The sequence below is a fragment of the Pilibacter termitis genome (assembly GCF_900167335.1).
Lineage (GTDB): Bacteria > Bacillota > Bacilli > Lactobacillales > Streptococcaceae > Pilibacter > Pilibacter termitis.
Genome location: NZ_FUXI01000020.1, coordinates 1 through 24952 on the forward strand (window position 1 = coordinate 1; position 24952 = coordinate 24952).

Here is a 24952-nt window from a genome sequence, read left to right on the forward strand (position 1 = left end):
AATCTGCTGAGCTCTGAAATAGAACCCCACAACTCTCGCAATGCGTAGGAACTTTCGCATATAGCCCATCAATTCTGTTGAATTTTCTATTTTTCTTATCTACCCCTCTAGAAAACCAACGGTCCTTTTCAAATATCAAACTTTCATCTTGAAATCCTAGTAATTCTCTTGTACACTTATCCATGAAGACATCTCCTTTACTGTTGGGTTAGGCACTTACATTGTAAACGAGATGTCTTTTTTTATGCAAAAAAATCGCATGGAATTTTTGTTATTCCACACGATTTAGTATAGAGCCGAAATAAGGAAAAGGGAAAGCGGGTCTTGTGACTCGCTTTTTTTTGCGACAGATAGTGTCGTGTTGTTTTGGTAAGATAATCTTATAAATGTCATTTCTTTTACAAGATTTGAAGAAATTCAACTTTAGTACACTAAAGTTACAAGCTATTGTTTTACAATACCTTGTAACATTAAAAGACAAAGGGTGGGAAAAATTATGGTAAAAGTAGCGATTGTAGAGGACTATCAAGCAGATGTGAAGGTGGCACAAGTGCCAGAGTATTTAGCAGATTTACTTTATTGTGTAGTACCAGATTATCTTGCAGATAGAGAAGAAAATTGGGCTTTTGTGCCAGAATATCTTGCAGACATTCGAATTGCTTGGGTACCAGAGTATTTAGCGGATATTAAAGTTTGTGAGGTGTCAGAATATCTCGCAGGTTGGAAAAATAACAATCCTTGGGAGAATCGATTAGGGTAAAAAAATGGAAACGATTCAATAAATGAAGGCAAGAGAAAGAAATTGGAGGAATTATAAATGGAATTTAATAACGCAGATATTGAGACATTCTTTTCAAGTAAAAGTGTGAAGTATACTATTCCAGTATATCAACGAGCTTATGCTTGGCAGAAACAGGAATGGCAGACTTTTTTAGAGGATTTAAAAGAATCTCTTCAAGGAGAAAACCAGTATTTTTATGGGAATATTCTTCTTGAAAAAATAAATTCTAGTAATAAGGAATTTGATATTATTGACGGTCAACAGCGGTTGACTACTGTTATTATTTTTATCAGAGCAGTTATAAATGTTTTGTCGGAAAAAGAAACAGAGTTATCAGTAGAGAAATTTGATAGAGAGGAAATCAAGAAAAATTACTTAATTTATCAAAAGAGAATAAAATTCATTCCAGTAGAATACGATAGCACCGCATGGGAAGCTATTATTGTGAGAAATGACGGTCAATTTAAACCAGAATCTACTTCTCAAAGACGATATGTTGAATGTAAAGTTTTTTTTGAGGAAGAATTGAGAAAATTGACTACGGAAGAAATTTTAGCATTGTTTTATAAATTACAAGCTAGTGAAGTGAATATCATTACGCTATCAGGTAAAAAAGAATCTTCTCTAATGTTTGAACTTCAGAATAACAGAGGAAAGGAACTAACGAATTTAGAGAAAATCAAAGCATTTTTTATGTATAAAATTTATTCGAATACAAGTGCAGATGAAACAGAAAATTTAATTGAAGGCTTATCTCGAACATTTGAAGAAATTTATAGAACGTTGTCCTATATAGCAATACTGAATGAGGATCAAGTTTTAAGGTATCACAATCAAGCATATCTGAATGGGTATGCGTATAGAAATATTGATGATGTAAAAGACGAACTTTTAAAATCAGAGAATCCAGTAAATTGGATAGGAGAATATTCAACGAATCTACTCAAATCCTTTAAATATATAAAAGAGTTTGAGCAAGATACTATCGAAGAAAAAAGAAACTTGGAGAAATTGGGAATACCTGCTTGGACTTGGCCGTTTATTATGAAAGGGTATCAGTATTATTCAAATCCTTTACCGCAAAGACGTGAATACTTACAGTTATTGGAAAAAATAGCATTCAGAGACAAGTTGATTTCAACAAGAGCTAAGTTTGAAGACAGACTAAACCCAATACTTAAAAATTTTAAAGGAGATTTCCAAAATTTATCTTTAAGCATAAAAGAAATGCTAGGAGAATCATGCTATTGGGCAAATTATAGATTTAATGAAGTGTTAAATGGAAGTTATCAACTTACAAGTAACACTCAAGCTCAATTGTTACGTTATATTTTTTGGGAATATGAAAAATTCATTCAAAACAAGGGATATTCTATCAATGAAGTGGAATTAGAAAATGAAGAAATAGAGCATATTTCGCCACAAACAGAACCAACAGACAAGAACAAAAGCTCTGGTTATGACTTGAACGAAAAAGGGCTTTATGATGATGAATTTAAAGAAAAATATCTCAATAGCATAGGGAATTTATTGCTTATTTCAAAATCACATAATGCGTCAATAGGGAACAAACCTTTTTCTGAAAAGTTAAATTCATACAGGAATAATCCATTACTAAATCAACAAGCAGAAATAAAAGATTATGTTGATGATTTAGAACGCCCTGTTTGGAAACGAGAACAGATTACCAAACGAGGAAAGGCAATCATTGATTTTGTGCTTAAACGGTGGAAGATTGGTTGAGGGAATGAATGTATTGTTTGAACACAAAAAAGGAATAAAGAAAATGAAAAACAAAAAAGTTGTAAAAATCGTGATAATTTTACTTATCGCTTTTTTAGCTGGTTTGGGGGCTTATCAATATCACGCATTTCAAAATTTGAAGATAGAGCAAGGAATTTCTCTTTACAAATCAAAGGTTAAAGCACTTTCTAAGAAAATTGAAGGTGAGCTGTCAAAGATAAAAACAGCGAAAGTAGAGGAATTGCCAACCATAAAAAATAACGTGGTAGAGCTGATAAAGCAATATGACACGATTCGCAAAGAAATTCAAATCGAATATGGGGTAACACCTAAACAACTTGAAAAATATGCACCAGAATATACGATTGAGGAAGTTGAAAAAGAGATTACAGAGCGTGTAGAAATGGTGAAAAAAGAGCAAGAGGAGGCTAAGGTTCAGGCGGAAGTAAGTGCGTTAAAAGAATATGTGTATTCATTCAAACGTGAAGGGAATGTCCTCAGAGGAGATTTATATTTTACGGAATTAGCAAAAGGTGGAGTTATAGAGAGAAATGGGGTTTCTTACACTTTAGAAGAAAATGTAATGTTAAACTTACTTGACATTAAGGGAAATACTTTCTACAAGTTTCATATAAATGATACACCATTGTTTACTTATGTAGGGACGATGTACCATTGGATGACACCACATGATAATCAGATATGGGTGTCTGGTGGAGTAGGTGGTGCTGGTTCTATTGGTTTTATGCAACGTAAAGCAGCAATAGAGGGGAAAGCTGTTTATGAAGAATTGAAATTGACTCAAGGGAAGGTTGAACATGTAGCAACTAGAAATGAAAAAGAGTGGCAAGAATTTGTTACGAATTATTGCAGGGAGAAGATTATAAACTCTGTAAATTTTGAAGGAGAAGAATTTATTCTTCGAGCAGGTGCTGTAATTGAAGTGAGTGCTAATGGGAGTTATACCGTTCAAAATGACACTCCTATTAAAATAGTAAAAGGTGAAGCGGCAGAAGGGATTTCTGGTTTTTTAGCAGGTTCAGATGAAGACCTTCCTATTTTTATTAAGGAATCAGATTTAAAAATTCCTAAAATATCAGATCTTAGCGAGGAGGACATCAAGAAAGCTTTGATTGAGGCAAGTGCGTTATGTGATGATCCTACTATGCATGTATCACGAGACCCTAGTGTGAATAAAGATCTATCTGGTGCAGATGCGTATTATATTCCTGAAGTTTATAAAGCAGGGACAAAAGTATATATGGATGTGTCCGGTAAGGGACTTAGATATGTTTATACTTTAAAAACAGATATGGAATTTTTGAATGTGAAGAGGATGACGACAGTACCTATGTATGAGGGAGAAAATCCGAATGATCCTCCTTATCAGTCTGATAAGGCATGGCCAATTATATCGAAAAAAAGATATGGTTTTTATTTAGAAAGAGATGATAGTAAACGTTTTGAATTACGATAGAATATAACCCACAAGCACGCAACCTAACAGCGTGCTTTTCCTTTTCCCTCAAAAATCTCACCACTTGCCATATTCGCAAAGAAAAATAGCTTGTTTTTCTATTGCTCATAGACGAAAAGACAATCTTCATATAAAATAGAGTTTAGAAGAAATCACAAAGTGATGAATTGAAAATGAAAGCGGGAATATCATGAAAGGTATTTTTATTACGATAGAGGGTCCAGACGGTGCTGGAAAAACGAGTGTTTTGCAGGAAGTGTTGCCACAATTGAAAGAGATGACACGACGAGAAATTGTTGCTACTCGTGAGCCGGGAGGCATTCCGATTGCAGAAGAAATTCGTGAGGTGATTTTGCACCCGAAAAATACAGCGATGGACGAGAGGACGGAGGCGTTGCTATTTGCAGCGAGTAGACGTCAGCATTTGGTGGAAAAAATTATTCCAGCGTTGAATCGTGGGGCGATTGTGATTGCAGATAGATTTGTCGACTCCTCGCTTGCTTATCAAGGGGCAGGACGTGGACTTGGTATGGATGAAATTGCACAAATTAATTTATTCGCCACAGAAGGCATCACACCTGATTTGACCATTTATTTGGACGTGGATAGTGAAACAGGTCTTTCACGCATTGCTAACAGCCGCATGAACGAAGTCAATCGTCTAGATCTTGATGCAATGAGTTTTCACCAGCGAGTGCGTCATGGCTATTTGAAACTTTTGGAGCTATACCCTGAGAGAATAAAAAAAGTTGATGCAAGGCTAAGTTTGCCTTTTGTAATCGAACAAGTAATGGAACTTCTTGTAGATGAATTTCCAACGGAGTTTTCAGATGTCTAAATAATTAATATTGGAGGAAAATGACATGAAAATGATTCTTGCAATTATTCAAGATAAGGATGCCAATAGATTAAGTAATAAGCTGATTGATGCCAACATTCGAGCGACCAAACTTTCAACAACGGGTGGATTTTTGAAATCGGGCAATTCTACGTTTATTATTGGAATTGAGGATGAGCGTGTGGAAGAAGTTTTGGCGATTATTGAGAAAACTTCACAAAGTCGCAAACAATTTGTCAACACGCCGATGACCTTAGACTTGTCTTTGGATGCTCAAACACCTCTGCCAGTTGAAATTGAAGTGGGTGGGGCTACGGTGTTTGTATTGCCGGTAGAAAGGTTTTTACAATTTTAATGACAAATTTTCAAGCGACACAGCCAGTTGCAAGTGAAATGCTTGTCAAAATGGTTCAAAAAAAACGTTTGGCTCATGCTTACTTGTTTGAAGGGAAAAATTCTCATGATATTGAGCAAGCAAGTATTTGGCTGTTGCAAGCATTGTTTTGCGATCAACCAAAAGATGAATTGCCTTGCGAAGAATGTAACAGCTGCAAACGTGTCAGAGCGTTTCAGCACCCGGATGTTTTAGTGGTAGCCCCAGACGGCAGGCAAATTAAAGTTGACCAAATTCGACAAATTATCACCAGTCTTTCGACAAGCTCTATGGAAGGTGGTTATAAAGCACTTTTGATTCGTCAGGCTGAAACCATGAATAGCAGTGCTGCAAATTCTCTTCTGAAATATTTGGAAGAACCTGACGGAAAAAAACTTTTGCTTTTACAAACTGAGATGAACGCACGCATTTTACCAACCATTCAATCAAGAGTTCAAACGCTACATTTTTTGCCCGTATCAGCTAAAAGAATGGTAGAATTATTGACAGAGAGTGGAATAGCATTTTCGCTTGCGAAAGATTTATCTTTTCTATCTGAAACGCTAGAAGAGGCAAAAAACTTAGCTGAACAGGAACAATTTTTAAACTTGCGTGAGGCGGTCAAGAAATTTAAGAGTTTGTGTGATAACAAACAAGATAAAGCCTTTGTTTACGTGGGACAGAATCTGCAAAAACAGGTCAACGGCAAAGAATTTTCGGACGAAGAAAAACGAAATAATCAAGAAAAAGTGTTAAAACTTTTAACTGCACTTTACGAAGAAGAACTAAAAGAAAAGCCAAGTGCCGCAACAGCAATAGAGGCAATCAACGAGGCGAAAGCAAGAATGACTAGCAATGTACCATTTCAAAGTGCATTTGAGGCATTGAGTATTCGACTTCTTTATGGAAAATAAAGAGAAAATTTTATTCAGAGGGAAGAAAAGACTAACTTTCTCAAAAAAAGAATATACAAAGATACCTTGTATGAGAGATTTTGTCAACGAAGTCGACAGACACGAAGTGTCTCATTGAACGTAAGTCCAATGAAAATCCCGAAAGACAAACTCTCACGAAGTGAGAGCGTAGAAAAGACTTCGAGCGGACATAAGTTCGCTCGTGACCCTGCTTGGACGAATCGAAAGCGAAGTTCAAGTTTCAAGCCCTCATGAAGCGAGGGCGTAGAAAAGCCTTCGAGCGGACGTAAGTTCGCTCGTGACCCCGCTTGGACGGAGCGAAAGCGAAGTTCAAGTTTCAAGCCCTCACGAAGAGAGAGCGTAGAAAAGCCTTCGAGCGGACGTAAGTTCGCTCGTGACCCCGCTTGGACGGAGCGAAAGCGAAGTTCAAGTTTCAAGATCTCACGAAGAGAGAGCGTAGAAAGGAGCTAACATGAGCGTTGTTGGTGTGACAATAAAAAATAACGGAGTTGTGCATTACTACCATGCAGGCAGTGAAAATTTACGTGTAGGAGATGCAGTTTTAGTTGAAACCGTGCGAGGAATTGTGCTTGCAAAGGTGAGTACGCTTGCGTTTAAAGAGGAAATTTCATCGAAAAAGGAAATTCCAGAAATTCTCAAAAAAGCATCTGAATTGGAAATTCAGCAAATTGCTCAAAATGAACAAGAGGCAAAAGATGCTGTTCCGATTGTAAAAGAAAAAATTCACAAATATAATTTAGATATGAAATTGATTAATATTGAATATATGTATGACAGAAGTAAAATGCTCATTCATTTTACAAGTGATGACCGTGTTGACTTTCGTGAATTGGTGCGTGATTTGGCAAGTTGCTTTAAAACACGTATTGAATTGCGACAAATTGGCGTGCGAGATGAGGCGAAGATTTTAGGAGGACTTGGTCCTTGCGGTCGAGTGCTTTGTTGCACAAGTTATCTTGGCAGTTTTGCCCCTGTTTCGATAAAAATGGCAAAAGACCAAGGGTTAAGTCTTAATCCTGTCAAAATTTCGGGTATTTGCGGTCGCTTGATGTGTTGCTTAAATTATGAGCAAGAAGAATATGAAGAAGCCAAGCGTGAAATGCCAGATTGGGGAAAAACGGTCAAAACACCAGATGGAATTGGTCGTGTTGAGGGGATTAATTTACTCAGTCGTATTGTTTCAGTGAAACTAAACGGAAAAGAAGTTGCAACAGAATATTTGGCAAGTGAAATTAGTTTGCTGAAATAATTTTTACCATGGAGAGAATAAATGGATAAAAAAATATTGTACGATGCACTAACAGATATGGAAAAAACGCTTAGCGAAACGCTGAGGAATGTGAGTGAAATTAAGGCGACCACGCAGGAAGTAATCGAGCGGAATAATACGCTTGAAATGGAAAATACACGTCTGCGTGATCGCATTGCTCAATTGTCAAAAAATGAGAAGAAAACAAAAGTCAAAAATCGAGCTCAAATTGCGATGGAAAAGCTTTATAATGATGGTTTTCACATTTGCAATTTAAGCTATGGTCAACGTCGTGAAAATGATGAAGAATGTATGCTTTGCTTGGATATGTTGGATACGTTGGATTAGGGGAATGGCGAAATTTTGATAAAACTAGATTGGGAGCAAAGATGAACATTCAAAAAAGTTTTAATAAAAATATACAAACTGGCACGTTATACCTTGTGCCAACTCCGATTGGCAATTTGGAAGATATGACGATTCGTGCCATTCATACCTTGCGAGATGTGGATGTTATTTTGAGTGAGGATACACGAAATACACAGCGATTGCTCAATCATTTTTCACTGAAAACGAAACAGCTGAGTTTTCATGAACATAATATCAAGGGGCGAATACCCGAAGTTGTGGAAAAATTGCATACGGGGATAAATTTTGCACAGGTGAGTGATGCAGGATTGCCGAGCATTAGTGACCCCGGGCGAGAATTGGTGGAGGCGTGCGTGGCAGAAAACTTGCCAGTAGTAGCTTTGCCGGGAGCAACAGCGGGAGTAACAGCACTCATCGCCTCAGGACTTTCTCCGCAACCATTTACCTTTTATGGATTTTTGCCTAGAAAAAAGAAAGAACAACTTCTTTTTTTTGAAGAACATAAAGGAGAGCGACAAACGCAAATTTTCTATGAATCGCCTTTTCGTATTTTGGCAACACTCGAAAACGCACGTGAAGTGTACGGCGAGAGAATGGCGGTAGTCGCAAGAGAATTGACCAAACTTCATGAAGAATACCGCAGAGGATTGATTTCTGAGATTATCGAAAGTTTAAAAGAAAAAGAAGTCAAAGGCGAGATTGTTTTACTTATTGAAGGGGCGAGAGAAGTGGAATCTCTTGACACTTCATGGGAAAAACTTAGTATTTTAGATCATATCAAAGAGCTTGAAAATCAAGGCTTGTCGAATAAGGAAGCGATAAAAGAGGTCGCAAAGTTGCGGAAGGTGAGAAAACAAGAGGTTTATAGGGTGTATCATCAATAAGTGGAACTCAAAAAATCGCATGAAGTGATGCGATTTTTTTGGTTGTTTAAGTTTTTGTTTCTAACCCCTCAATTGCGTAGGAATCAAGCAAGATTCTTGCAATAACTGATAGAGGGAGGCGACTTCTCACTTCATAATCTGGAAAATAGCTAATTTCGGATTTAAATCCGCATAACACTATTTCGGTGATTTGAGCGAGCGTACTATTTGGATTGGCTAAAATAGAAATAGTGGAAACGTTGTTTTCAACGCAATGTTTCGCTGCTGTTACAAGTTCAGGCGTTTCTCCGTTCAACGAAATAAACATAACTGCTGTATCTTTTGTTAACTTCCGACTGAGGCTTTTGATAATATTCGGGTCGGTTTGCATTTCACAATATTTTTCAAGCAATTGAAATTTTGTTTGCATTTCACAAGCGATAAGCTCGGAAAAACCACGTGCAAAGAGAACGATTTTCTTTGAATGTTTCAAAATTTGGATTGCCTCGTCAATAATGGAAATATCTAGCATATTGATGGTGCGGATGACTTCTTGTTCGTTTTTCAAAATTGCACGTTGAATTTTGCTATCCATTTTGTCTGCATCTTTCAAGTGAACAGCTGTGTTTTTCTTCTCCTTTAGATAATGCTTAAACGATGTGAAACCGTCATACCCTTTTTTCTTCATTGTACGAACAATCGTAGCAGTAGAAACGTTCGCTACTTCACTTAGTTGCACAATTGAATAATCTGCGACCTCTTGAATATTCTTTTCGATATATGCCCACAAATATTTCTCCGAACTACTTAATGTTTTCCCCATAATATCCCCGACCTTTCTGGCAATGATAAATTGTAAGTATTTTCCTCTTTTTACATTGAAATTGAAAACCTTTACAGTTGTTTTTTTATTATACTGACTATATCAGAAAGAGGTGAGAAAATGCAAAGGATTTATACTTGTACCATGAACCCAGCGATAGATTTATTTATTGCGACAAAACAACTTCAAATGAACACAGTAAATCGCACGCTTCATGATGATATTCAGGCGAATGGCAAGGGAGTAAACGTTTCGCTTGTGCTGAAAATGCTTGGAATTGAAAACACGGCTTTTGGTTTTAGTGCAGGTTTTACAGGGAAATACATTGAAGATTTTCTGAAAAAGAAAGGAGTTGACAATCAATTTATCCATGTAGACGGGAAAACGAGAATCAATGTTTTTGCACAAGTCCTCGAAGATGATTGTGAGTACAAACTTGTAAATAAAGGGCCTTTTATTCCAAAAAATGCAATAGAAACGTTGCTAGAACAAATTCGACAGTTGAACAAAGGTGATTTTCTCTGTATTTCAGGAAGTTTGCCAAAAGGTGTTTCAGAGGAAATTTTGTTGGAAATCAGTAAAATCACGCATGAAAAAGGAGTTCATCTACTTTTAGATTCGAGTTCGCCAATTATTTTGGATTGTTTGCCTTATCAGCCGTTTTTGCTTAAACCAAATGAAGAGGAGTTGGCTCATTGGTTTGGGGAGGAGATGATTTCTTTTGAGGAGTACCCTTTTTATTTGGAGCAATTGCTCTCATGTGGAGCAGAGAATATTTTGCTTTCTTTAGGTGAAAAAGGGGGGGTTTATGCAAATCCCAAGCAAATGCTTTATGCCAATGCTCCGAAAGGTGAAGTGGTCAATACTGCTTGTGCGGGAGATACTTTGTTGGCTACTTTTCTAAAAGGAATAGTTTGTCAAGAAAATCTTGCAGAAACACTCAAAACAGCGATTGCAGCAGGAAGTTCTACTTCGTTTAGCCAAGGATTGACGGATTTTCACGATGTAGAAAAATTAAAACAACAAGTTACCGTTCGAGATTTTTCAGTACTTCAAAAAGAGAAAAGCGAGTGGGGCGTTTAGGAGTTTGTCGCAGTGAGCCATGCCATTTACTTGCTTGAAGCAGAGCTTCAAGTGGCATTGCGAACAGCGACCAAACACCTGCCCCTCGTAACTAGACAAAGAAAAGCGAGTGGGGCGTTTAGGAGTTTGTCACAGTGAGCCATGCCATTTACTTGCTTGAAGCAGAGCTTCAAGTGGCATTGCGAACAGCGACCAAACACCTGCCCCTCGTAGCTAGACAAAAGGAGGGTTTTAAATGTCTAATTACAAAATTGTTGCCGCAACAGGCTGTCCAACAGGGATTGCACACACCTATATGGCACAAGAAGCCTTAGAAATGGCGGCGAAAAAGAAAGGCGTTTCGATTAAAGTGGAAACGCACGGTCAAATTGGGATTGAAAACGAATTGACCGAAGAAGAAATCAAGCAAGCTGAAGTCGTCATTATTGCCGCGGATAAAGATGTTCATGCTGAAAGATTTCAAGGAAAACGTGTGATTTCTGTTTCTGTTGGTCGAGGGATTAAAGATGCGGACTCTTTAATTACCGAGGCTTTAAACGGAGCTGGAAAAGTTCAAGAAGTAAGTGAACAAGTGACAATAGATACAACAAGCAAAGCACCAGAAGTTAAAAATATTGGTCATTTTTTGTATAAAAATTTGATGAATGGTGTCTCGCATATGCTGCCTTTTGTTGTAAGTGGCGGAGTCTTGATTGCGATTTCTTTCCTTTGGGGAATTTATTCCTTTGACCCAGAAAATGCTCAGTATAATCAATTTGCTGCTACGTTAAAAGATGTCGGCGGGCTTGCGATGGGCATGATGGTACCGATTCTTTCAGCGTTTATCGCAGAAGGAATTGCAAAACGTCCGGGATTAGTCGTAGGTTTTGTTGGAGGACTTGTCGCAAGCAATGGAGGGACAGGATTTTTAGGAGGAATTGTATCAGGTTTCCTAGCAGGTTATGTAGTGCTTTTATTGAGCAAACTGCTCAAAGTTTTGCCCAAACAATTGGATGGTTTGAAAGCTATTTTCTTATACCCAGTTTTAGGAGTGGGGATTACAGGTTTAATTATGGTGCTTCTTTCTTCACCAATGTCCGCTATCAATAAGGGAATGATGGATTTTCTAGCAGGTTTTGAACATTCCAATCCGTTTATTTTAGGACTAATTGTCGGCTGTATGTGTGCATTTGATATGGGCGGTCCTGTGAATAAAGCAGCCTATGTGACAGGGACAGCGTTATTAGCTCAAGGGAATACTAGCTTTATGGCAGGCGTATCGGCAGCTTGTATCGCCCCACCGTTCATTACAGGATTTGCCGTTCTTTTCTTCCGTAAATATTTTGAAACAGAAGAGAGAAATGCAGGTTTGGTAAACTTTGTACTCGGTTCAACGCATATTACGGAAGGGGCGATTCCGTTTGCCGCTAAAGATCCACTCCGTGCATTGCCAATTATGATGATAGGTTCTTCCATTGCGGCAATTTTAACTTATAGTTTTGGTGTAAAAGTACCAGCACCGCATGGCGGATTTCTTGTTTTACCTGTTGTAACACATGGTGCGATGTGGGTGATTTCAATATTAATCGGTTCAGTTATCGGCGGATTTTTATTAGGTCGTTTGCAGAAATACAGAGTGGATAAAGGAGAGTAATGAGGTGTTAACACAGTGGTAAAAGTATATTTAGACGGGTCATTTCATACAAAAGAAGAAGTTTTAGACTTTCTTGCAGATTATGCAGTTAATGTATCTATTGCGACAAAAAAAGAAGGAATTTATTCTTCGTTTATTGCAAGAGAAGAACAGGGGAGTACAGGTTTACTAGATGGCTTTGCCATTCCTCATGCGAAAAACGAAGAAATTAAGCAAGCTGAAATTTTGTTTGTCAAACTAACAAAACCGGTCAAATGGGAAACCATAGACAATCAGCCTGTTCAATTTATTATTGCACTATTCATTCCAGAAAAAGAGGCAGGTACTACTCATTTAAAAATGCTTTCCCAAATCGCTCGGTTATTGATGAGTGAAACATTTAGAAATGAGTTGAAACATTTGAGCAGTCAAGGGGAGATTGAACGATATTTAACAGAAAAAATCGTACAAGAATAAAGAGAAAAAGAACGGAGAAAACAAAAGTTGATAAAAACCTCATGAACACTAAAATTCGTGAGGTTTTTGCACGTGCAGAAATAAGAGACACAATAGAACCAAAAAAACGCCCCTTAGAGCGTTTCAATATCCTAAGCCATCAATGGGGCTCGAACCCACGACCCCCACCTTACCATGGTGGTGCTCTACCAGCTGAGCTATGACGGCACGAACAATAAGAATTGTACTAAAAGAAAAGAAGTTCGTCAAGAAATTCTATGTAGAAATTGCGTAATTCAAGACATATGGGTACCTCTAAAAACTCGCACTTATCCTAAATTGCTAGTTTTCCGATTTTCTTCGTCAATCTCCTCAACCTATGAACCACATAGCTTTCGTCGATTTCCTCGAAAATCGAAAAACTAGCTAATTTAGTCTTAAGCGGAGTTTTTAGAGGTACCCATATGTAAAGAATAAAAAAAATCCTTTGGTTATTTGCTCGGTTGAGTATATAATGGTTTTATGGAAAATTTTAAGCTAGGATTTAGTTTGACTTGGTAATATATGGAATGAGAGTGTGTAAAATGATTGTAAAAAATGAAAATGAAACATTGGCATTTGCCAAACTTGTCGGCAAGCTCGTTTCTCCTCAAACGGTGCTGATTTTGACAGGAGATTTAGGTGCTGGCAAGACCACTTTTACAAAAGGGTTGGCAGAAGGCTTGGGGATTAGCCAAATGATAAAATCTCCTACCTATACCATTATCCGAGAATACACAACAGGTCGTTTGCCGCTCTACCACATGGACATTTACCGTGTGGAAAATGGTGTTGAGGATTTAGGTATAGAAGAATATTTTGAAAACAATGGTGTGTGTGTTGTTGAGTGGGGTGAAATGCTCGGTGAAGAAATGCCAGAAGACTATTTAGAAATTATTTTGAAAAAGACACCTTCTGAACAACAACGTGAAATAACACTAAAACCAGTAGGACAACGCTCAAAAATATTGAACGAAAAAATTATGCAAGAAAAGCGAAGAGGGGCGGTCAGGAGTTTGTCGCAGTGAGCCATGCCATTTACTTGCCTGAAGCAGAGCTTCAGGTGGCATTGCGAACAGCGACCCAACTCCTGCCCCTCGTAGCTAGACAATAAGAAAAGCGAAGAGGGGCGTTCAGGAGTTTGTCGCAGTGAGCCATGTCGTTTACTTGATCGAAACTTTAGTTTCGATCGACACTGCGAGCAGTTGCCAGACTTCAGCCCCTCGTAGCTAGACAACAAGAAAAGCGAAGAGGGCGAATTGAAGTCTGTGGCAGTGAACAGCCCCCAGACGTCCCCCCTCGCATCTTGGACAGTTATACTTTACTTCAATCGAAAGGAATGATTATAAAAATGACAGAAGTATCAATTAATATTCGTGAGGCAGTGCCAGAAGACGCAGAGGAGTTGTTGAAAACACTCAATCAAATTCGCCAAGAGACTGATTTTTTGACAATGGACGAAACGGACATGGCAATTTCTATTGAAGAAGAAATGGAACATTTGGCTCGAATTTACGACTCTGAAAACAATGTGCTGTTGCTTGCACTTGACGGAGAGAAAATAGCAGGGACAATTTCTGTTCATGCCGACTCCCACAAACGCATTCGCCATATTGGTGAAATTGGGATTTCGATTTTGAAAGATTATTGGGGAATGGGGCTAGGTCGCACGTTGATGCAGGAGGGGATTCTTTGGAGTGAGGAGAGTGGTGTAATCAAGCGGTTGCAGCTCACTGTGCAAGAGAGAAATGCTCGTGCGGTTCACTTATACCACTCGCTAGGGTTTCAAACAGAGGTCATTATGGAGCGAGGTGCCGTTGATAAAGAGGGAAACTTTTTAAGAGTACATTTGATGAGCAAACTTATTGGAGAATAGTATGTGAAACTTTCTCCTTGAAAATTTCTGAAAATAAAATAAAACGAAAGTTTCTTGTGTTTAGGAGAATTCATTTGATTTAACCTTGTTTTTTTGTGAAAAAATGTAAAAGTAAGAGAAAATAAAACTCTTGTCAAATCAAGGATTTAGAGGAAAGATGACAAAAATATTTCAAAATGATTTTAAAACAAAACTGTCAACGCTCCTTTTAAAAAGTATAAAGAAAGTTAAATAAGTTGTATTTTCCATTGTTTTTTACAACGGAATGTGGGAAAATGTCTAGGATAGTGGAAAATAACAAGTGAGGAAGTAAAGATGACCTTAACGAAAAAAATTACCCTAGTAATTCTTGGTATTCTTGCAATCGGAAGTATTACAGTCACTGCATTAGGGATGAAAATGTATCAAAGTGCAGAAACGAAATTCGGTACGACGTATCAGCCGTTGAAGAACAAAAAGAAAAAGACGGAAGATGCTGTGCAAGCAACCAAACCTTTTTCTGTTCTCCTAATGGGGATTGATACGGGAGATAAAGGAAGAATTGACCAAGGACGTAGCGACTCGATGATGGTGGTTACTGTCAATCCAGTGAAAAAGCAAACAACAATTTTAAGTCTTGACCGAGATATTTTGACGCATTTGGTGGATGTTGGGGAAAACAGCCCAAATCCTGACAAAATGAATCACTCTTATGCCTATGGTGGTGCGGAAGGCACTATGGCAACTGTTTCAACTCTGCTTGACATTGAAATTGACTACTATGCAGCAGTCAATATGAAAGGTTTGAGTGATTTAGTTGATGCAGTAGGTGGTCTTGAAATCGACAATAAATTTGACGCTTCGGAAGTTTATCCGAATGAATATCCAGCTGAAGTGCCAACAGAAGAAGAAGGACGTGGTTTTGTCGTAGATGACGGAGCGAGCGGACGTACTTTTGTTCCATATGGCAAACATCATCTCAATGGTGAAAAAGCTCTTGCTTATTCTCGTATGCGACATCAAGACCCTGAAGGCGATATTGGACGTCAAAAACGTCAGCGAGAAGTGGTGCAACTTTTAGTGAAAAAAATGATGAGCTTTGATAGTCTTGGAAAATATGAAAAGATTTTCGATGCTGTATCAAAAAATATGAAAACAGATTTATCCTTTAACCAACTAACAACGATTGCTGAAAGTTATCGTTCAGCAATGGATACGGTGAAAAATATGCAATTAGAGGGAATTGATTACAATATCCCTCAAGGGTATTACCAATTATTACCAAGTTCAACTTTGTTAGAGGCACAAAATTACTTGAAAGAGCAATTAGATTTGCCAACGAAGGAAGAATTGACAGACCCTGAGGCAACCACATACGAATCGTTTACAGGGCAACAATCTCAAACGAAAGTGGATTTATTCTCAGGTGCCGAGGTGGCAAATGTGAATGGAGCTACTACTTCTGAGGCAAGTGGCTATGCAGATTCCTCAAACACTACTCAAGGTCAAGTAGTAACGGACCAAACAGAAAATGCTACGACAGAAAATGTTACAACGGAAAGCTACGCGACATATGGAGAAGAAAATGTTGTGGACGAAGTTGTAGAATAATAAAATGAACGCACGAGATTCGTCTTGTGCGTTTTTAATAGTGCCTATAAAATCAACAAAAAAAGCAGTGACAACGCACTGCTTTTAGGGCAAGTAGTAATTATGCTTTTACAACATTTACTGCTTGAGGTCCACGAGCTCCTTCTTCAACATCAAAAGAAACAGGTTGACCTTCTTCTAATGTTTTGAAACCGTCTGTTTGGATTGCTGAGAAGTGTACGAATACGTCGTTACCTTCTTCAGAAGTGATGAATCCAAAACCTTTGTCTGCGTTAAACCATTTAACTGTACCTTGTGCCATTTATAGCATCCTCCTTGAGCTTTTGCTCGAAATATATAGTGCAATTTGTTGCAGGTGGCTCAAGAAGTGTTTATTACATTGGAACAAAAACTTTTGAAATCCTTACAAAAACTACATTGTCATTATAACACATTGAAATGAATTGACAAGGCTTTCGCATAAAATTATTTTAATATTTATGAAAAAAGTTTTAAGAAAGAGGGCTAAAGACGAAAAATTACGTTTAATGTTAGGTTTTAAAAAGGCGAGTTTCTTGGTTGAAACCTTGTCATATAAAGGTTTCTCGTTGTTTTTTTAATTAAAGTTTTTGTTGAATAAGAGGAAGTGATTTTTTATTTATATAGTTAGAAGTTTAAAATAAAAATCGTTGACTTTTACGAAAATCAACGATTTATAAATTTGTGTTACTCAGTTTTTTCTTTTGGAATTGCAATTTTGATTATCGCAATTAGAATTATTTCCACGATAAGTGAAAGAATAAGCATTTGGACAACAGGGATTTCTTTGACACCCGCAAGACTTGTGGCGATATAACCGACCACTTGTCCTAATATTATTGCCCAAAATGTAACGATGACATATTTCATAAACAATACCTCGACAATCTATGAATATTCAAGCAGAAAACTACCCGTCTCTTAGTTTAGCACTTTTGCAAGAGAAGTAAAGCGAAACTGACTCAAGTTAAAAATCTTTATAAAAATCCGTTTGGCAAAGTATGGGGGAGATATGGTATGATAAATCTATAATGACACGAATAAGGAGGGAGGATAAAATGTTTACACAGTTGATGACGAGAACGACTTATTCTTTGTTGAATAGTTTAGTGGATATTCCGACTTACGTGGCACGTGCGAAAAAAGAGAAAGCAACAGCTCTTGGCATTATGGATAAAGGTGTTCTGCATGGTGCCATAGAGTTTTACAAGGCTTGTCGAAAAGAAAAGATAAAACCAATTATCGGGGTGACATTGGAATATTTTTCAGCGGAAGTTAATAAAAACTTCACGCTCTCGCTGATTGCTAAGAACAATCTCGGGTATCAGCAAATGATGAAATTGTCCTCGCAACAAAAAATCAAAGAGCAGATACAACTTGCAGATATATTGCCACACCTAGAGCATTTGGCGGTTATTTTTGATGAGGGAAGTGAGCTGTTTTTCTATGCGAGGGAAAATTTTCAGCATTTAGGCGTTTGGCTCAAGCAATTTTCCGAGGAGATAGACCAATATGTTGGCATCTCTGCCAATATTGAGCCGTACCTTTTCAACGTGATTGAGCAGTTGCAACTTCGCCCACTTGCCTTGCGTGAGGTACTTTACTTTGAGCCAGAAGAGGTACGGAGTTTGCAGGTGGCAAGAGCCATTCTCTCTCAAGAAGTTTTAGAGCCTGCAAGTATGGAAGTTTTTGGTGAGAGTAGCTATTTGAACAACGCTAAGACAACGGAGTTGTTTGAAAAACAAGGGTTGTTTTCCGCATTGGAAAACTTGGAGAAATTAGTTGAAGAAATTCAGCTAGATATACCACTTCATCAGACCCTGCTCCCGCATTTTCCATTGAAATCAGAAGAAAATGCACGTGAGTATTTAGAACAATTAGCATTTTCAAAGTTAGAATACATTGTGCCAAATGCTACAAAGGAATACCATGAGCGTTTGAAAATGGAGTTGGATATTATTCATGAAATGGGATTTGACGATTATTTCTTGATTGTCTGGGATTTGTTGCGTTTTGCACATGAAGAACATATTTTTACAGGTTCTGGTCGAGGAAGTGCCGCTGGCTCTCTCGTTGCTTACGTGTTAGAAATTACAGGCGTTGACCCGATTCGTTATGATTTGCTTTTCGAGCGTTTTTTAAACAAAGAACGCTACACCATGCCAGATATTGATATTGACATTCCAGATGACAAGCGAGAGGAACTTTTGCGTTATGTCGCTGAAAAGTATGGTCGCAAGCACGTGGCACAAATTGCTACTTTTCAAACACTTGGTGCCAAACAAGCATTGCGTGATGTGACACGTGTTTTTGGCTTATCCATGCGTGAATCTGACGAATGGAGTCGTGCGGTCGGAAGTGAGTTTAAGATAACCTTGCAGTCGGCATATGACAAATCAAAACGGCTGAGAGATTTGGTTGAGAAAAACACGAGAAATACGTTGATATTTGCAATTGCCAAACGATTAGAAGGTGTGCCGAGAAATGTTTCCACTCACGCAGCTGGTGTCGTGATGAGTGACAAAAATTTATTTGACCTCATTCCACTGCAAACAGGGAGTGAAACGATTTATTTGACGCAATTTGATATGTACGGCGTGGAAGATGTCGGTTTGCTGAAAATGGATTTCCTTGGGCTGAAGAATTTAAAAATTATCGCAGATGCCCTCAGGTCTATTTTGAAAACGTACAAAGAAAATTTGAATATCAAAACAATCAATTTTTTGGACGAAAAAACGTTAGAATTGTTCCGAAAAGGGAATACCACGGGAATTTTTCAGTTTGAATCTCTTGGGATTCGACAAGTTTTGCGGAAAGTTTCGCCTGATACGATTGAGGACATTGCAGCAGTTAATGCACTTTATCGTCCGGGCCCTATGCAAAATATCGACCATTTTGCTGCCAGAAAACATGGACGAGAAACAATCGTTTATCCAGATGAACGACTTGCACCGATTTTGCAAAATACCTACGGAGTGCTAGTCTATCAAGAGCAGGTTATGCAGGCGTTGGTAGAAATGGCAGGATTTACGCTTGGTGAGGCGGATATTGTCCGTCGTGCAATTGGAAAGAAAAAACGTGACGTGATTGATACAGAGCGTCAAAACTTTTTGACAGGTGCTATGAAAAATGGTGTCGCAGAAAATGTAGCAGAGGAAGTCTATGATTACATCGAAAAATTTGCCAATTACGGTTTCAACCGTTCGCACGCATTTGCCTATTCTTTTGTAGCGTATCAAATGGCATATTTAAAAGTGCATTACTCGGGAGCATTTTTCCAAAGTTTGATGCACAGTAACCGAGGGAGCAAGCGAAAAATTCGTGAATATGTTGGCGAGGCAAAGCGTTATGGTGTGGAAAGTTTACTTCCAGACATCAATCAATCGCAGTACAGTTTTAGACTTCTTTCGCCGAATGAAATTCAGTTTGGTTTTTCTGAAATAAAAGGATTGAGAAGTGATTTTATTCGTGAAGTGTTAGCAGAAAGACAACAAGCTGGAGCTTTTCGGAGCGTGGACGATTTTCTTCTTAGAATACCGAAGAAATATTTGACTGATGAAAACATGGAATCCCTCATTTACAGCGGAACGTTTGACAAACTTGAGCAAAACCGACAAAAATTGTTGATTGAGGTTAAGCGGAAAATTGAGAAAATCAAACTTTTCGGAGGAATGGACGACTTGTTTTGGCAATACGAAGTAAAAGAAGAAGCGATGCCTGATTTTTCTCCAGAAATACGACTGGAAAAAGAAGAAGAAACCCTCGGCATTTTTCTCTCCAATCACCCAACAGAACTTTTGACTCGCTTGAGGAAAGAAAAGAAAACAAAGGCGATAAACGAAGTATTCATAGGGGACGTGGTGCGAATGATTGTTCAGGTGAAAAGTGTCAAAGAAATTCGCACGAAGAAAAATGAGGCAATGGCATTTATCGAGGCACAGGATACGACAGGCGAAATAGAAGTCACGATTTTTCCAAAAATTTATCGGAAAGTCTATCCGCTTTTAGAAAAAGGAATGATTCTTTACATCGAAGGTAAGGGTGCGGAAAATAAATTTAGCCAAGGAGTGCAAGTTTTAGCTGATAACATTCAAAATGCACACGAAATGGAGCAAAATATTCCTACGGAAAACCTCTTTTTGCGAGTGTTAGACGAAGAGAAAATCCCGCAACTCAAAGAGGAACTTCTACAATTCTCTGGAAATATCCCGGTGATTTTAGTCGTAGGAGAAACGAGGAACACGATTGCATTGAATGAAAGATTTTCGGTGAAAAAATCCCTAGAGCTAGAAGAAAAACTTAGCATTTCTCTTGGGAGCGAGAGCTTTGCTTTTGTAGAGAGAAAATAATGTAGGACACTTTTAACGGTCAATTTTCAAAAACGACAATGAAAAAAATGAAATTTTCATTATTTCTTTCAAAACTTGACCCTAACAAAAGACTTTTGGACTTAAAAGTGATAGAATAGGGAAAGTGATAAGGCAATTTCTGAAAACTCTGCTTGAAAATTTTTGGCAAGCAGTAATTTCAGAGAGAGCTATAAGGAAACTAGATAGAGTTTTCTATACGAGTTCAAATACAAATTTGAGTAGTATTAATTTTTTAATGAGGTGAACAAAATATGAAACGCATTGCTGTTTTAACAAGTGGCGGAGATGCTCCGGGAATGAATGCTGCAGTTCGTGCAGTTGTTCGCAAAGCGATTACTGAGGGTATGGAAGTATTCGGTATTAACTACGGTTACGCTGGAATGGTAGCAGGAGATATTTTTCCGCTTGATATTGCGTCTGTTGGCGACAAGATTGCTCGTGGAGGAACGTTCCTTTACTCTGCACGATACCCTGAATTTGCGACTCGTGAGGGTCAACTTGCAGGAATTGATCAATTAAAAAAACATGGAATTGAAGGAGTCGTTGTAATCGGTGGTGACGGTAGCTATCATGGAGCAATGCGTCTTACAGAGCATGGTTTCCCAGCTGTTGGTATCCCGGGAACAATTGACAACGATATTCCGGGAACAGATTACACAATCGGTTTTGACACAGCGGTAAATACAGCACTTGATGCGATTGACCGTTTGCGTGACACGGCAACAAGTCACGTGCGTACCTTTGTAGTAGAAGTAATGGGTCGTGGAGCTGGCGACATTGCACTTTGGGCAGGTGTTGCAGGTGGTGCAGATGATATTATCATACCAGAACACGATTTTGATATTAAAGAAATTATGACACGTATTGAGGCTGGGCGTAAACGTGGTAAAAAACACACGATTATTGTACTTGCCGAGGGCGTAATGGGTGGTCAGGAATTTGCAGATAAACTAAAAGAGGCTGGAAATGATACCGACACACGTGTATCTATTCTTGGTCACGTTCAACGTGGCGGTATGCCTACTGCACGAGATCGTGTGCTTGCATCAAAATTTGGTGCTTATGCAGTCGAACTTCTAAAAGAAGGTCGTGGCGGTCTTGCGGTTGGTATCGAAAAAGAAGAATTGGTTGCCAAAGACATTATCGACACCCTTACAAATCACAAACACAAAGCGGACTTGAGCCTTTACCAGCTCAATGCAGATTTGTCTATTTAACCTTGGTTTCATGCTAATTGAAGTTTAAGAAAGACTAAGTGGTTATTTGTGCAATTACGTTGTTATGTTTCTCACACCTTAGGAGGTTTGCGAGGTTTTTCAGTAGTTGGACAAGCAATTTTATTTGTCAGCATTAGAACTTTCATTAGTATAAAAATAAATTATAAAAAAACGATGGGAGCTTTTACCTCAAATGAAAAAAACAAAAATTGTAAGCACACTTGGACCTGCTGTTGAATTTCGTGGTGGTCGCACACACTTAGACCCAGATTATTCGTTTGGTGATGCGGTTGACGTTGAACCAACAGTCGCAAAAATTGGGGAATTAATCAACAACGGAGCGAACGTATTCCGTTTTAACTTCTCGCATGGTGACCATGAAGAACAAAGCACACGTATGGAATTAGTACGTAAAGCAGAAGAATTAACAGGAAAACACGTAGGACTTTTGCTTGATACAAAAGGGGCAGAAATTCGTACAACGAAACAAAACACAACAGAGGCAGACTTTGGACGTGCAGGCTACATCAAATTTGAAGTAGGCGACAAAACACGTATTTCAATGGACGAAAATCTTGAAGGAACAAAAGAAAAAATTGCTGTCACTTATCCGGGACTTTTTGATGATGTTCACGTTGGTGGTCATGTATTGTTTGATGATGGTCTTATCGACATGGAAATCTTGGAAAAAGATGAGGCAACTCGTGAATTAGTCGTAGAAGTGAAAAATGCTGGTATGTTAGGTAGCCGTAAAGGTGTAAATGCACCAGGTGTATCTCTTTCACTTCCTGGTATCACAGAAAAAGACGAGGCAGATATTCGCTTTGGTTTGACACAAGGAATCAACTTTATCGCAGCAAGTTTTGTTCGTAAAGCACAAGACGTATTGGATATTCGTGAAATCCTTGAAGAAACAGGAAACACACACGTACAAATCATCTCAAAAATCGAATCTCAAGAAGGAATCGACAACATTGATGAAGTAATCGCAGCAAGTGACGGGATTATGATTGCTCGTGGTGACATGGGTGTGGAAATTCCTGCTGAAAATGTACCATTGGTACAAAAAATGATTATCAAAAAAGTTAATGCGGTAGGAAAAACAGTTGTAACAGCAACACAAATGTTGGAATCTATGCAAGCTAACCCACGTCCAACTCGTGCAGAGGCAAGTGACGTGGCAAATGCGGTATTTGACGGAACAGATGCAACAATGCTTTCTGGTGAATCTGCAAATGGTGCTTACCCAATCGAATCTGTTGCAACAATGGCACGTATTAACGAAAAATCTGAAAGCTATCTTCAAGAATTTGGTTCATTTGAACTAAACGAATTTGAAAAAACAGATGTGACAGAAACTATTGGTCTTTCTGTTGCACGTGCAGCGAAAAACCTTGGTGTAAAAGCAATCGTTGCGGTTACTGAATCTGGTTATACAGCTCGCATGATTTCTAAATACCGTCCGCAAGCAGACATTTTAGCGTTAACGTTTGACGAAAAAACACAACGTTCATTGATGTTAAACTGGGGTGTATTGCCAGTTATCTCTGAAAAAGTTTTCTCAACGGATGAATTGTTTGAAAAAGCGACAGCAAAAGCTGTTGAAATGGGACTTGCATCGGAAGGTGATTTAATCTTGATTACCGCTGGTGTACCAGTAGGTGAACGTGGAACAACAAACATCATGAAAATTCAACTTATCGGTAACAAATTGGTTGAAGGTCAAGGTGTGGGAACTGAAACGAAAATTGGTCGTGCAGTAGTAGCGTTCTCTGCTGAAGAAGCGGTAAGTAAAGTTCAAGAAGGCGACATTTTAGTTGTACCTTCAACAGATGCAGACTACCTTCCAGCAATGACGAAAGCAGCAGCAATTATCGTTGAAACAGGTGGACTTACAAGTCATGCAGCAGTTGTGGGAATTGCGAAATCAATTCCAGTGGTTGTATCAGCAGCAAACGCAACAAATGCAATCTCTGACGGACAAATCGTAACCGTAGACCCACGTCGTGGTATTGTTTACAAAGGTGAAACAGCAGCGATTTAATTTGAAATAAAAAATAAACGCATGGAATCAGGTTTAAGATTTCATGCGTTTTTTAGATTAGAAAAATGAGAAATTCTGCCTGATATTCTTGATTAAAGTTTGTGTTTTTTTAGTCAAAGTTGACATTTCAGCGTAAGGTGTAGTAATATCATAACATTGTCGTTGGAGACGGCAACTATTGATTTAAGGCTGAAAATATGGGCACCTCTAAAAACTCCGGTTAAGCCAAAATTAGCTAGTTTTTCGATTTTCGAGGAAATCGACGAAAGCTATGTGGTTCATAGGTTGAGGAGAATGACGAAGAAAATCGGAAAACTAGCAATTTTGGATAGGCGTGAGTTTTTAGAGGTGCCCATATAATGGAGATTGGTTATGGCTAGAAAAAATATTTATGATTTGCTCAATGAACACGAAATTGACACAAGGCAAGAATATGAACGATTGTGGACGTTGCTGAGGAGCAGGAGTAGTTATAGTGCAACGCACAATTATTCTGTTTCGGTTTTGCAAATTATAGAAAAAGAATTTTTGAATTTTAAACGCAGGGTAAGTTTCGTGAGTTTTCATGAAATGGTAAGGTATTTTCAACTTCCGTTTCGTGAGGAAAGTGGATATTTCCCTGCCATTGTTTACGGTGTCTCGTTAGATGAGTTGAATTGTTTTATCGAGTTGATTCTTTTAGTGTTCCAAGAACTTGAAGAAATTAATCACAAAGGGAAATATGATTTCGCTGAGGCGAAAGCACAGATTAAGCATAATATCCATTATATTCTTGAGAAAATTGCACATAAAATTATTGAAATTCGTCCGAAACAGTTGATTGTTGTGCCAAGTGATGATTTTGTCAATGCAGTAGCAGACATTATTTTACCCGAAGATGAACAATTGGCACTGGCTGTCCTAGGATATTCGCATTATTCGCATAAAGCGGATATAGAGGAAAAAGGAGTGATTCTCAAGCAATTAGTGGATTATGTAGAACCAAAGCTAAAAATCGTCAAAGATAGCAACTTGTCGTTTGTGCTAAACAAATATTATGCAAAGCAAGGCGAAAATGCAACGGCACCTCACCTAAATGCAGAAGAGATGATTGAGCTATATGACGGATTATACAAAAACATTTTGTTTTATATAATGAAACAAGAAATCAATGATTTAGTAGAGGGAGATAACTATTAAATCAACGTTTCTATCTA

The 24952-nt window shown here is 38.2% G+C and carries 25 protein-coding genes, 1 tRNA gene and 1 pseudogene; 21 read left to right on the forward strand and 6 right to left on the reverse strand.

Annotated elements, in window-relative coordinates; all coding sequences use genetic code 11:
* Window positions 1–184 (reverse strand): annotated as a pseudogene (locus B5D30_RS08560) (hypothetical protein); the annotation flags it as partial.
* A 312-nt stretch (window positions 185–496) separates the two neighbouring features.
* Between B5D30_RS08560 and B5D30_RS08565 the strand changes: the two are divergent.
* The 6 genes from B5D30_RS08565 (at window position 497) to holB (ending at window position 6126) form a co-directional block, all read left to right on the forward strand.
* Window positions 497–760, forward strand: a complete 264-nt coding sequence (locus B5D30_RS08565) for a 7(1) septoil knot domain-containing protein (protein ID WP_078807659.1) — start codon at window positions 497–499, stop codon at window positions 758–760.
* A 57-nt stretch (window positions 761–817) separates the two neighbouring features.
* On the forward strand, window positions 818–2524 hold the full coding sequence (locus B5D30_RS08570) for a DUF262 domain-containing protein (protein ID WP_078807660.1): 1707 nt from the start codon (window positions 818–820) through the stop codon (window positions 2522–2524).
* On the forward strand, window positions 2517–4001 hold the full coding sequence (locus tag B5D30_RS08575) for a hypothetical protein (RefSeq protein WP_144399547.1): 1485 nt from the start codon (window positions 2517–2519) through the stop codon (window positions 3999–4001). The genes B5D30_RS08570 and B5D30_RS08575 overlap by 8 nt, the downstream gene beginning before the upstream one ends.
* A 190-nt stretch (window positions 4002–4191) precedes the next feature.
* Complete coding sequence (gene tmk, locus B5D30_RS08580) at window positions 4192–4839, forward strand: dTMP kinase (protein ID WP_078807662.1); 648 nt, start codon at window positions 4192–4194, stop codon at window positions 4837–4839.
* A gap of 25 nt (window positions 4840–4864) precedes the next feature.
* Window positions 4865–5194, forward strand: coding sequence for a cyclic-di-AMP receptor (locus B5D30_RS08585; protein WP_078807663.1), 330 nt, complete (start codon window positions 4865–4867; stop codon window positions 5192–5194).
* Window positions 5194–6126 carry a DNA polymerase III subunit delta' gene (holB, locus tag B5D30_RS08590; RefSeq protein WP_078807664.1) on the forward strand — a complete coding sequence of 311 codons (933 nt, stop codon included), beginning with the start codon at window positions 5194–5196 and terminating at the stop codon, window positions 6124–6126. The genes B5D30_RS08585 and holB overlap by 1 nt, the downstream gene beginning before the upstream one ends.
* Window positions 6127–6209: 83 nt before the next feature.
* Here the strand turns inward: holB and B5D30_RS08595 are convergent, their stop codons facing one another.
* Window positions 6210–6563, reverse strand: a complete 354-nt coding sequence (locus tag B5D30_RS08595; RefSeq protein WP_078807665.1) for a hypothetical protein — start codon at window positions 6561–6563, stop codon at window positions 6210–6212.
* 35 nt (window positions 6564–6598) lie between these two features.
* Here B5D30_RS08595 and B5D30_RS08600 point away from each other — a divergent pair, with 35 nt between their 5' ends.
* Genes B5D30_RS08600 through rsmI form a run of 3 tightly spaced genes read left to right on the forward strand, consistent with a single transcriptional unit; the run spans window position 6599 to window position 8649 of the window.
* The gene (locus B5D30_RS08600; RefSeq protein WP_078807666.1) at window positions 6599–7396 is read left to right on the forward strand and encodes a PSP1 domain-containing protein; all 798 of its coding nucleotides are present in this window, start codon (window positions 6599–6601) and stop codon (window positions 7394–7396) included.
* 21 nt (window positions 7397–7417) lie between these two features.
* On the forward strand, window positions 7418–7744 hold the full coding sequence (locus B5D30_RS08605) for a DNA replication initiation control protein YabA (RefSeq protein WP_078807667.1): 327 nt from the start codon (window positions 7418–7420) through the stop codon (window positions 7742–7744).
* Window positions 7745–7785: 41 nt separating this feature from the next.
* Complete coding sequence (rsmI, locus tag B5D30_RS08610; RefSeq protein ID WP_078807668.1) at window positions 7786–8649, forward strand: 16S rRNA (cytidine(1402)-2'-O)-methyltransferase; 864 nt, start codon at window positions 7786–7788, stop codon at window positions 8647–8649.
* Between the two features lie 46 nt (window positions 8650–8695).
* Here the strand turns inward: rsmI and B5D30_RS08615 are convergent, their stop codons facing one another.
* Window positions 8696–9451: a MurR/RpiR family transcriptional regulator gene (locus tag B5D30_RS08615; protein WP_078807669.1), complete on the reverse strand. Its 756-nt coding sequence runs from the start codon at window positions 9449–9451 to the stop codon at window positions 8696–8698.
* A 120-nt stretch (window positions 9452–9571) separates the two neighbouring features.
* Here B5D30_RS08615 and pfkB point away from each other — a divergent pair, with 120 nt between their 5' ends.
* Genes pfkB through B5D30_RS08630 form a run of 5 tightly spaced genes read left to right on the forward strand, consistent with a single transcriptional unit; the run spans window position 9572 to window position 12623 of the window.
* Window positions 9572–10534, forward strand: a complete 963-nt coding sequence (gene pfkB, locus B5D30_RS08620) for a 1-phosphofructokinase (RefSeq protein WP_078807670.1) — start codon at window positions 9572–9574, stop codon at window positions 10532–10534.
* Between the two features lie 12 nt (window positions 10535–10546).
* A complete protein-coding gene (locus B5D30_RS14335; RefSeq protein WP_268802113.1) occupies window positions 10547–10672 on the forward strand; it encodes a hypothetical protein in 126 nt (41 codons plus the stop codon).
* Complete coding sequence (locus B5D30_RS13225; RefSeq protein ID WP_144399548.1) at window positions 10669–10848, forward strand: hypothetical protein; 180 nt, start codon at window positions 10669–10671, stop codon at window positions 10846–10848. Before B5D30_RS14335 ends, B5D30_RS13225 begins: the two co-directional genes overlap by 4 nt.
* Window positions 10770–12167, forward strand: coding sequence for a PTS fructose transporter subunit IIC (locus B5D30_RS08625; RefSeq protein ID WP_078807671.1), 1398 nt, complete (start codon window positions 10770–10772; stop codon window positions 12165–12167). Before B5D30_RS13225 ends, B5D30_RS08625 begins: the two co-directional genes overlap by 79 nt.
* 15 nt (window positions 12168–12182) lie before the next feature.
* Window positions 12183–12623: a PTS sugar transporter subunit IIA gene (locus B5D30_RS08630; protein ID WP_078807672.1), complete on the forward strand. Its 441-nt coding sequence runs from the start codon at window positions 12183–12185 to the stop codon at window positions 12621–12623.
* Between the two features lie 134 nt (window positions 12624–12757).
* Here the strand turns inward: B5D30_RS08630 and B5D30_RS08635 are convergent.
* A tRNA-Thr gene (locus B5D30_RS08635) sits at window positions 12758–12830 on the reverse strand.
* A 356-nt stretch (window positions 12831–13186) separates the two neighbouring features.
* Here B5D30_RS08635 and tsaE point away from each other — a divergent pair.
* The 3 genes from tsaE to B5D30_RS08650 all read left to right on the forward strand — a co-directional run bounded on the left by tsaE (window position 13187) and on the right by B5D30_RS08650 (window position 16107).
* Window positions 13187–13669, forward strand: coding sequence for a tRNA (adenosine(37)-N6)-threonylcarbamoyltransferase complex ATPase subunit type 1 TsaE (gene tsaE / locus B5D30_RS08640; protein ID WP_078807673.1), 483 nt, complete (start codon window positions 13187–13189; stop codon window positions 13667–13669).
* Between the two features lie 323 nt (window positions 13670–13992).
* Window positions 13993–14517 carry a GNAT family N-acetyltransferase gene (locus B5D30_RS08645; RefSeq protein WP_078807674.1) on the forward strand — a complete coding sequence of 175 codons (525 nt, stop codon included), beginning with the start codon at window positions 13993–13995 and terminating at the stop codon, window positions 14515–14517.
* A 315-nt stretch (window positions 14518–14832) separates the two neighbouring features.
* On the forward strand, window positions 14833–16107 hold the full coding sequence (locus B5D30_RS08650) for an LCP family protein (RefSeq protein ID WP_078807675.1): 1275 nt from the start codon (window positions 14833–14835) through the stop codon (window positions 16105–16107).
* 100 nt (window positions 16108–16207) lie between these two features.
* Here B5D30_RS08650 and B5D30_RS08655 read toward each other — a convergent pair whose 3' ends face one another.
* Both B5D30_RS08655 and B5D30_RS08660 read right to left on the reverse strand, forming a co-directional pair.
* Window positions 16208–16408, reverse strand: coding sequence for a cold-shock protein (locus tag B5D30_RS08655; RefSeq protein WP_078807676.1), 201 nt, complete (start codon window positions 16406–16408; stop codon window positions 16208–16210).
* 404 nt (window positions 16409–16812) lie between these two features.
* Window positions 16813–16995 carry a DUF2929 family protein gene (locus tag B5D30_RS08660; protein WP_078807677.1) on the reverse strand — a complete coding sequence of 61 codons (183 nt, stop codon included), beginning with the start codon at window positions 16993–16995 and terminating at the stop codon, window positions 16813–16815.
* Between the two features lie 188 nt (window positions 16996–17183).
* Here B5D30_RS08660 and B5D30_RS08665 point away from each other — a divergent pair, with 188 nt between their 5' ends.
* The 4 genes from B5D30_RS08665 to B5D30_RS08685 all read left to right on the forward strand — a co-directional run bounded on the left by B5D30_RS08665 (window position 17184) and on the right by B5D30_RS08685 (window position 24935).
* The gene (locus B5D30_RS08665; protein ID WP_078807678.1) at window positions 17184–20474 is read left to right on the forward strand and encodes a DNA polymerase III subunit alpha; all 3291 of its coding nucleotides are present in this window, start codon (window positions 17184–17186) and stop codon (window positions 20472–20474) included.
* 272 nt (window positions 20475–20746) lie between these two features.
* Window positions 20747–21712, forward strand: a complete 966-nt coding sequence (gene pfkA, locus B5D30_RS08670) for a 6-phosphofructokinase (protein ID WP_078807679.1) — start codon at window positions 20747–20749, stop codon at window positions 21710–21712.
* A gap of 193 nt (window positions 21713–21905) precedes the next feature.
* Entirely contained in the window at window positions 21906–23756 is a 1851-nt protein-coding gene (pyk, locus tag B5D30_RS08675; RefSeq protein ID WP_078807680.1) for a pyruvate kinase, read from the forward strand.
* Between the two features lie 372 nt (window positions 23757–24128).
* Window positions 24129–24935 (forward strand): hypothetical protein, encoded by an 807-nt coding sequence (locus B5D30_RS08685; protein WP_078807682.1) that lies wholly within the window; start codon window positions 24129–24131, stop codon window positions 24933–24935.
* The last annotated feature ends 17 nt before the right edge of the window (window positions 24936–24952 follow it).

What these genes read in the sequence shown, in the direction of transcription:
- tsaE (WP_078807673.1), top strand. Translation starts at nt 13,187, where the DNA reads ATGATTGTAAAAAATGAAAATGAAACATTGGCATTTGCCAAACTTGTC.
- B5D30_RS08625 (WP_078807671.1), top strand. Translation starts at nt 10,770, where the DNA reads ATGTCTAATTACAAAATTGTTGCCGCAACAGGCTGTCCAACAGGGATT.
- B5D30_RS08615 (WP_078807669.1), bottom strand. Translation starts at nt 9,451, where the DNA reads ATGGGGAAAACATTAAGTAGTTCGGAGAAATATTTGTGGGCATATATC.
- B5D30_RS08685 (WP_078807682.1), top strand. Translation starts at nt 24,129, where the DNA reads ATGGCTAGAAAAAATATTTATGATTTGCTCAATGAACACGAAATTGAC.
- holB (WP_078807664.1), top strand. Translation starts at nt 5,194, where the DNA reads ATGACAAATTTTCAAGCGACACAGCCAGTTGCAAGTGAAATGCTTGTC.
- B5D30_RS08660 (WP_078807677.1), bottom strand. Translation starts at nt 16,995, where the DNA reads ATGAAATATGTCATCGTTACATTTTGGGCAATAATATTAGGACAAGTG.
- B5D30_RS08585 (WP_078807663.1), top strand. Translation starts at nt 4,865, where the DNA reads ATGAAAATGATTCTTGCAATTATTCAAGATAAGGATGCCAATAGATTA.
- B5D30_RS08665 (WP_078807678.1), top strand. Translation starts at nt 17,184, where the DNA reads ATGTTTACACAGTTGATGACGAGAACGACTTATTCTTTGTTGAATAGT.
- pfkB (WP_078807670.1), top strand. Translation starts at nt 9,572, where the DNA reads ATGCAAAGGATTTATACTTGTACCATGAACCCAGCGATAGATTTATTT.
- pfkA (WP_078807679.1), top strand. Translation starts at nt 20,747, where the DNA reads ATGAAACGCATTGCTGTTTTAACAAGTGGCGGAGATGCTCCGGGAATG.
- B5D30_RS08650 (WP_078807675.1), top strand. Translation starts at nt 14,833, where the DNA reads ATGACCTTAACGAAAAAAATTACCCTAGTAATTCTTGGTATTCTTGCA.
- rsmI (WP_078807668.1), top strand. Translation starts at nt 7,786, where the DNA reads ATGAACATTCAAAAAAGTTTTAATAAAAATATACAAACTGGCACGTTA.
- B5D30_RS08570 (WP_078807660.1), top strand. Translation starts at nt 818, where the DNA reads ATGGAATTTAATAACGCAGATATTGAGACATTCTTTTCAAGTAAAAGT.
- tmk (WP_078807662.1), top strand. Translation starts at nt 4,192, where the DNA reads ATGAAAGGTATTTTTATTACGATAGAGGGTCCAGACGGTGCTGGAAAA.
- pyk (WP_078807680.1), top strand. Translation starts at nt 21,906, where the DNA reads ATGAAAAAAACAAAAATTGTAAGCACACTTGGACCTGCTGTTGAATTT.
- B5D30_RS08655 (WP_078807676.1), bottom strand. Translation starts at nt 16,408, where the DNA reads ATGGCACAAGGTACAGTTAAATGGTTTAACGCAGACAAAGGTTTTGGA.
- B5D30_RS08600 (WP_078807666.1), top strand. Translation starts at nt 6,599, where the DNA reads ATGAGCGTTGTTGGTGTGACAATAAAAAATAACGGAGTTGTGCATTAC.
- B5D30_RS08565 (WP_078807659.1), top strand. Translation starts at nt 497, where the DNA reads ATGGTAAAAGTAGCGATTGTAGAGGACTATCAAGCAGATGTGAAGGTG.
- B5D30_RS08605 (WP_078807667.1), top strand. Translation starts at nt 7,418, where the DNA reads ATGGATAAAAAAATATTGTACGATGCACTAACAGATATGGAAAAAACG.
- B5D30_RS08645 (WP_078807674.1), top strand. Translation starts at nt 13,993, where the DNA reads ATGACAGAAGTATCAATTAATATTCGTGAGGCAGTGCCAGAAGACGCA.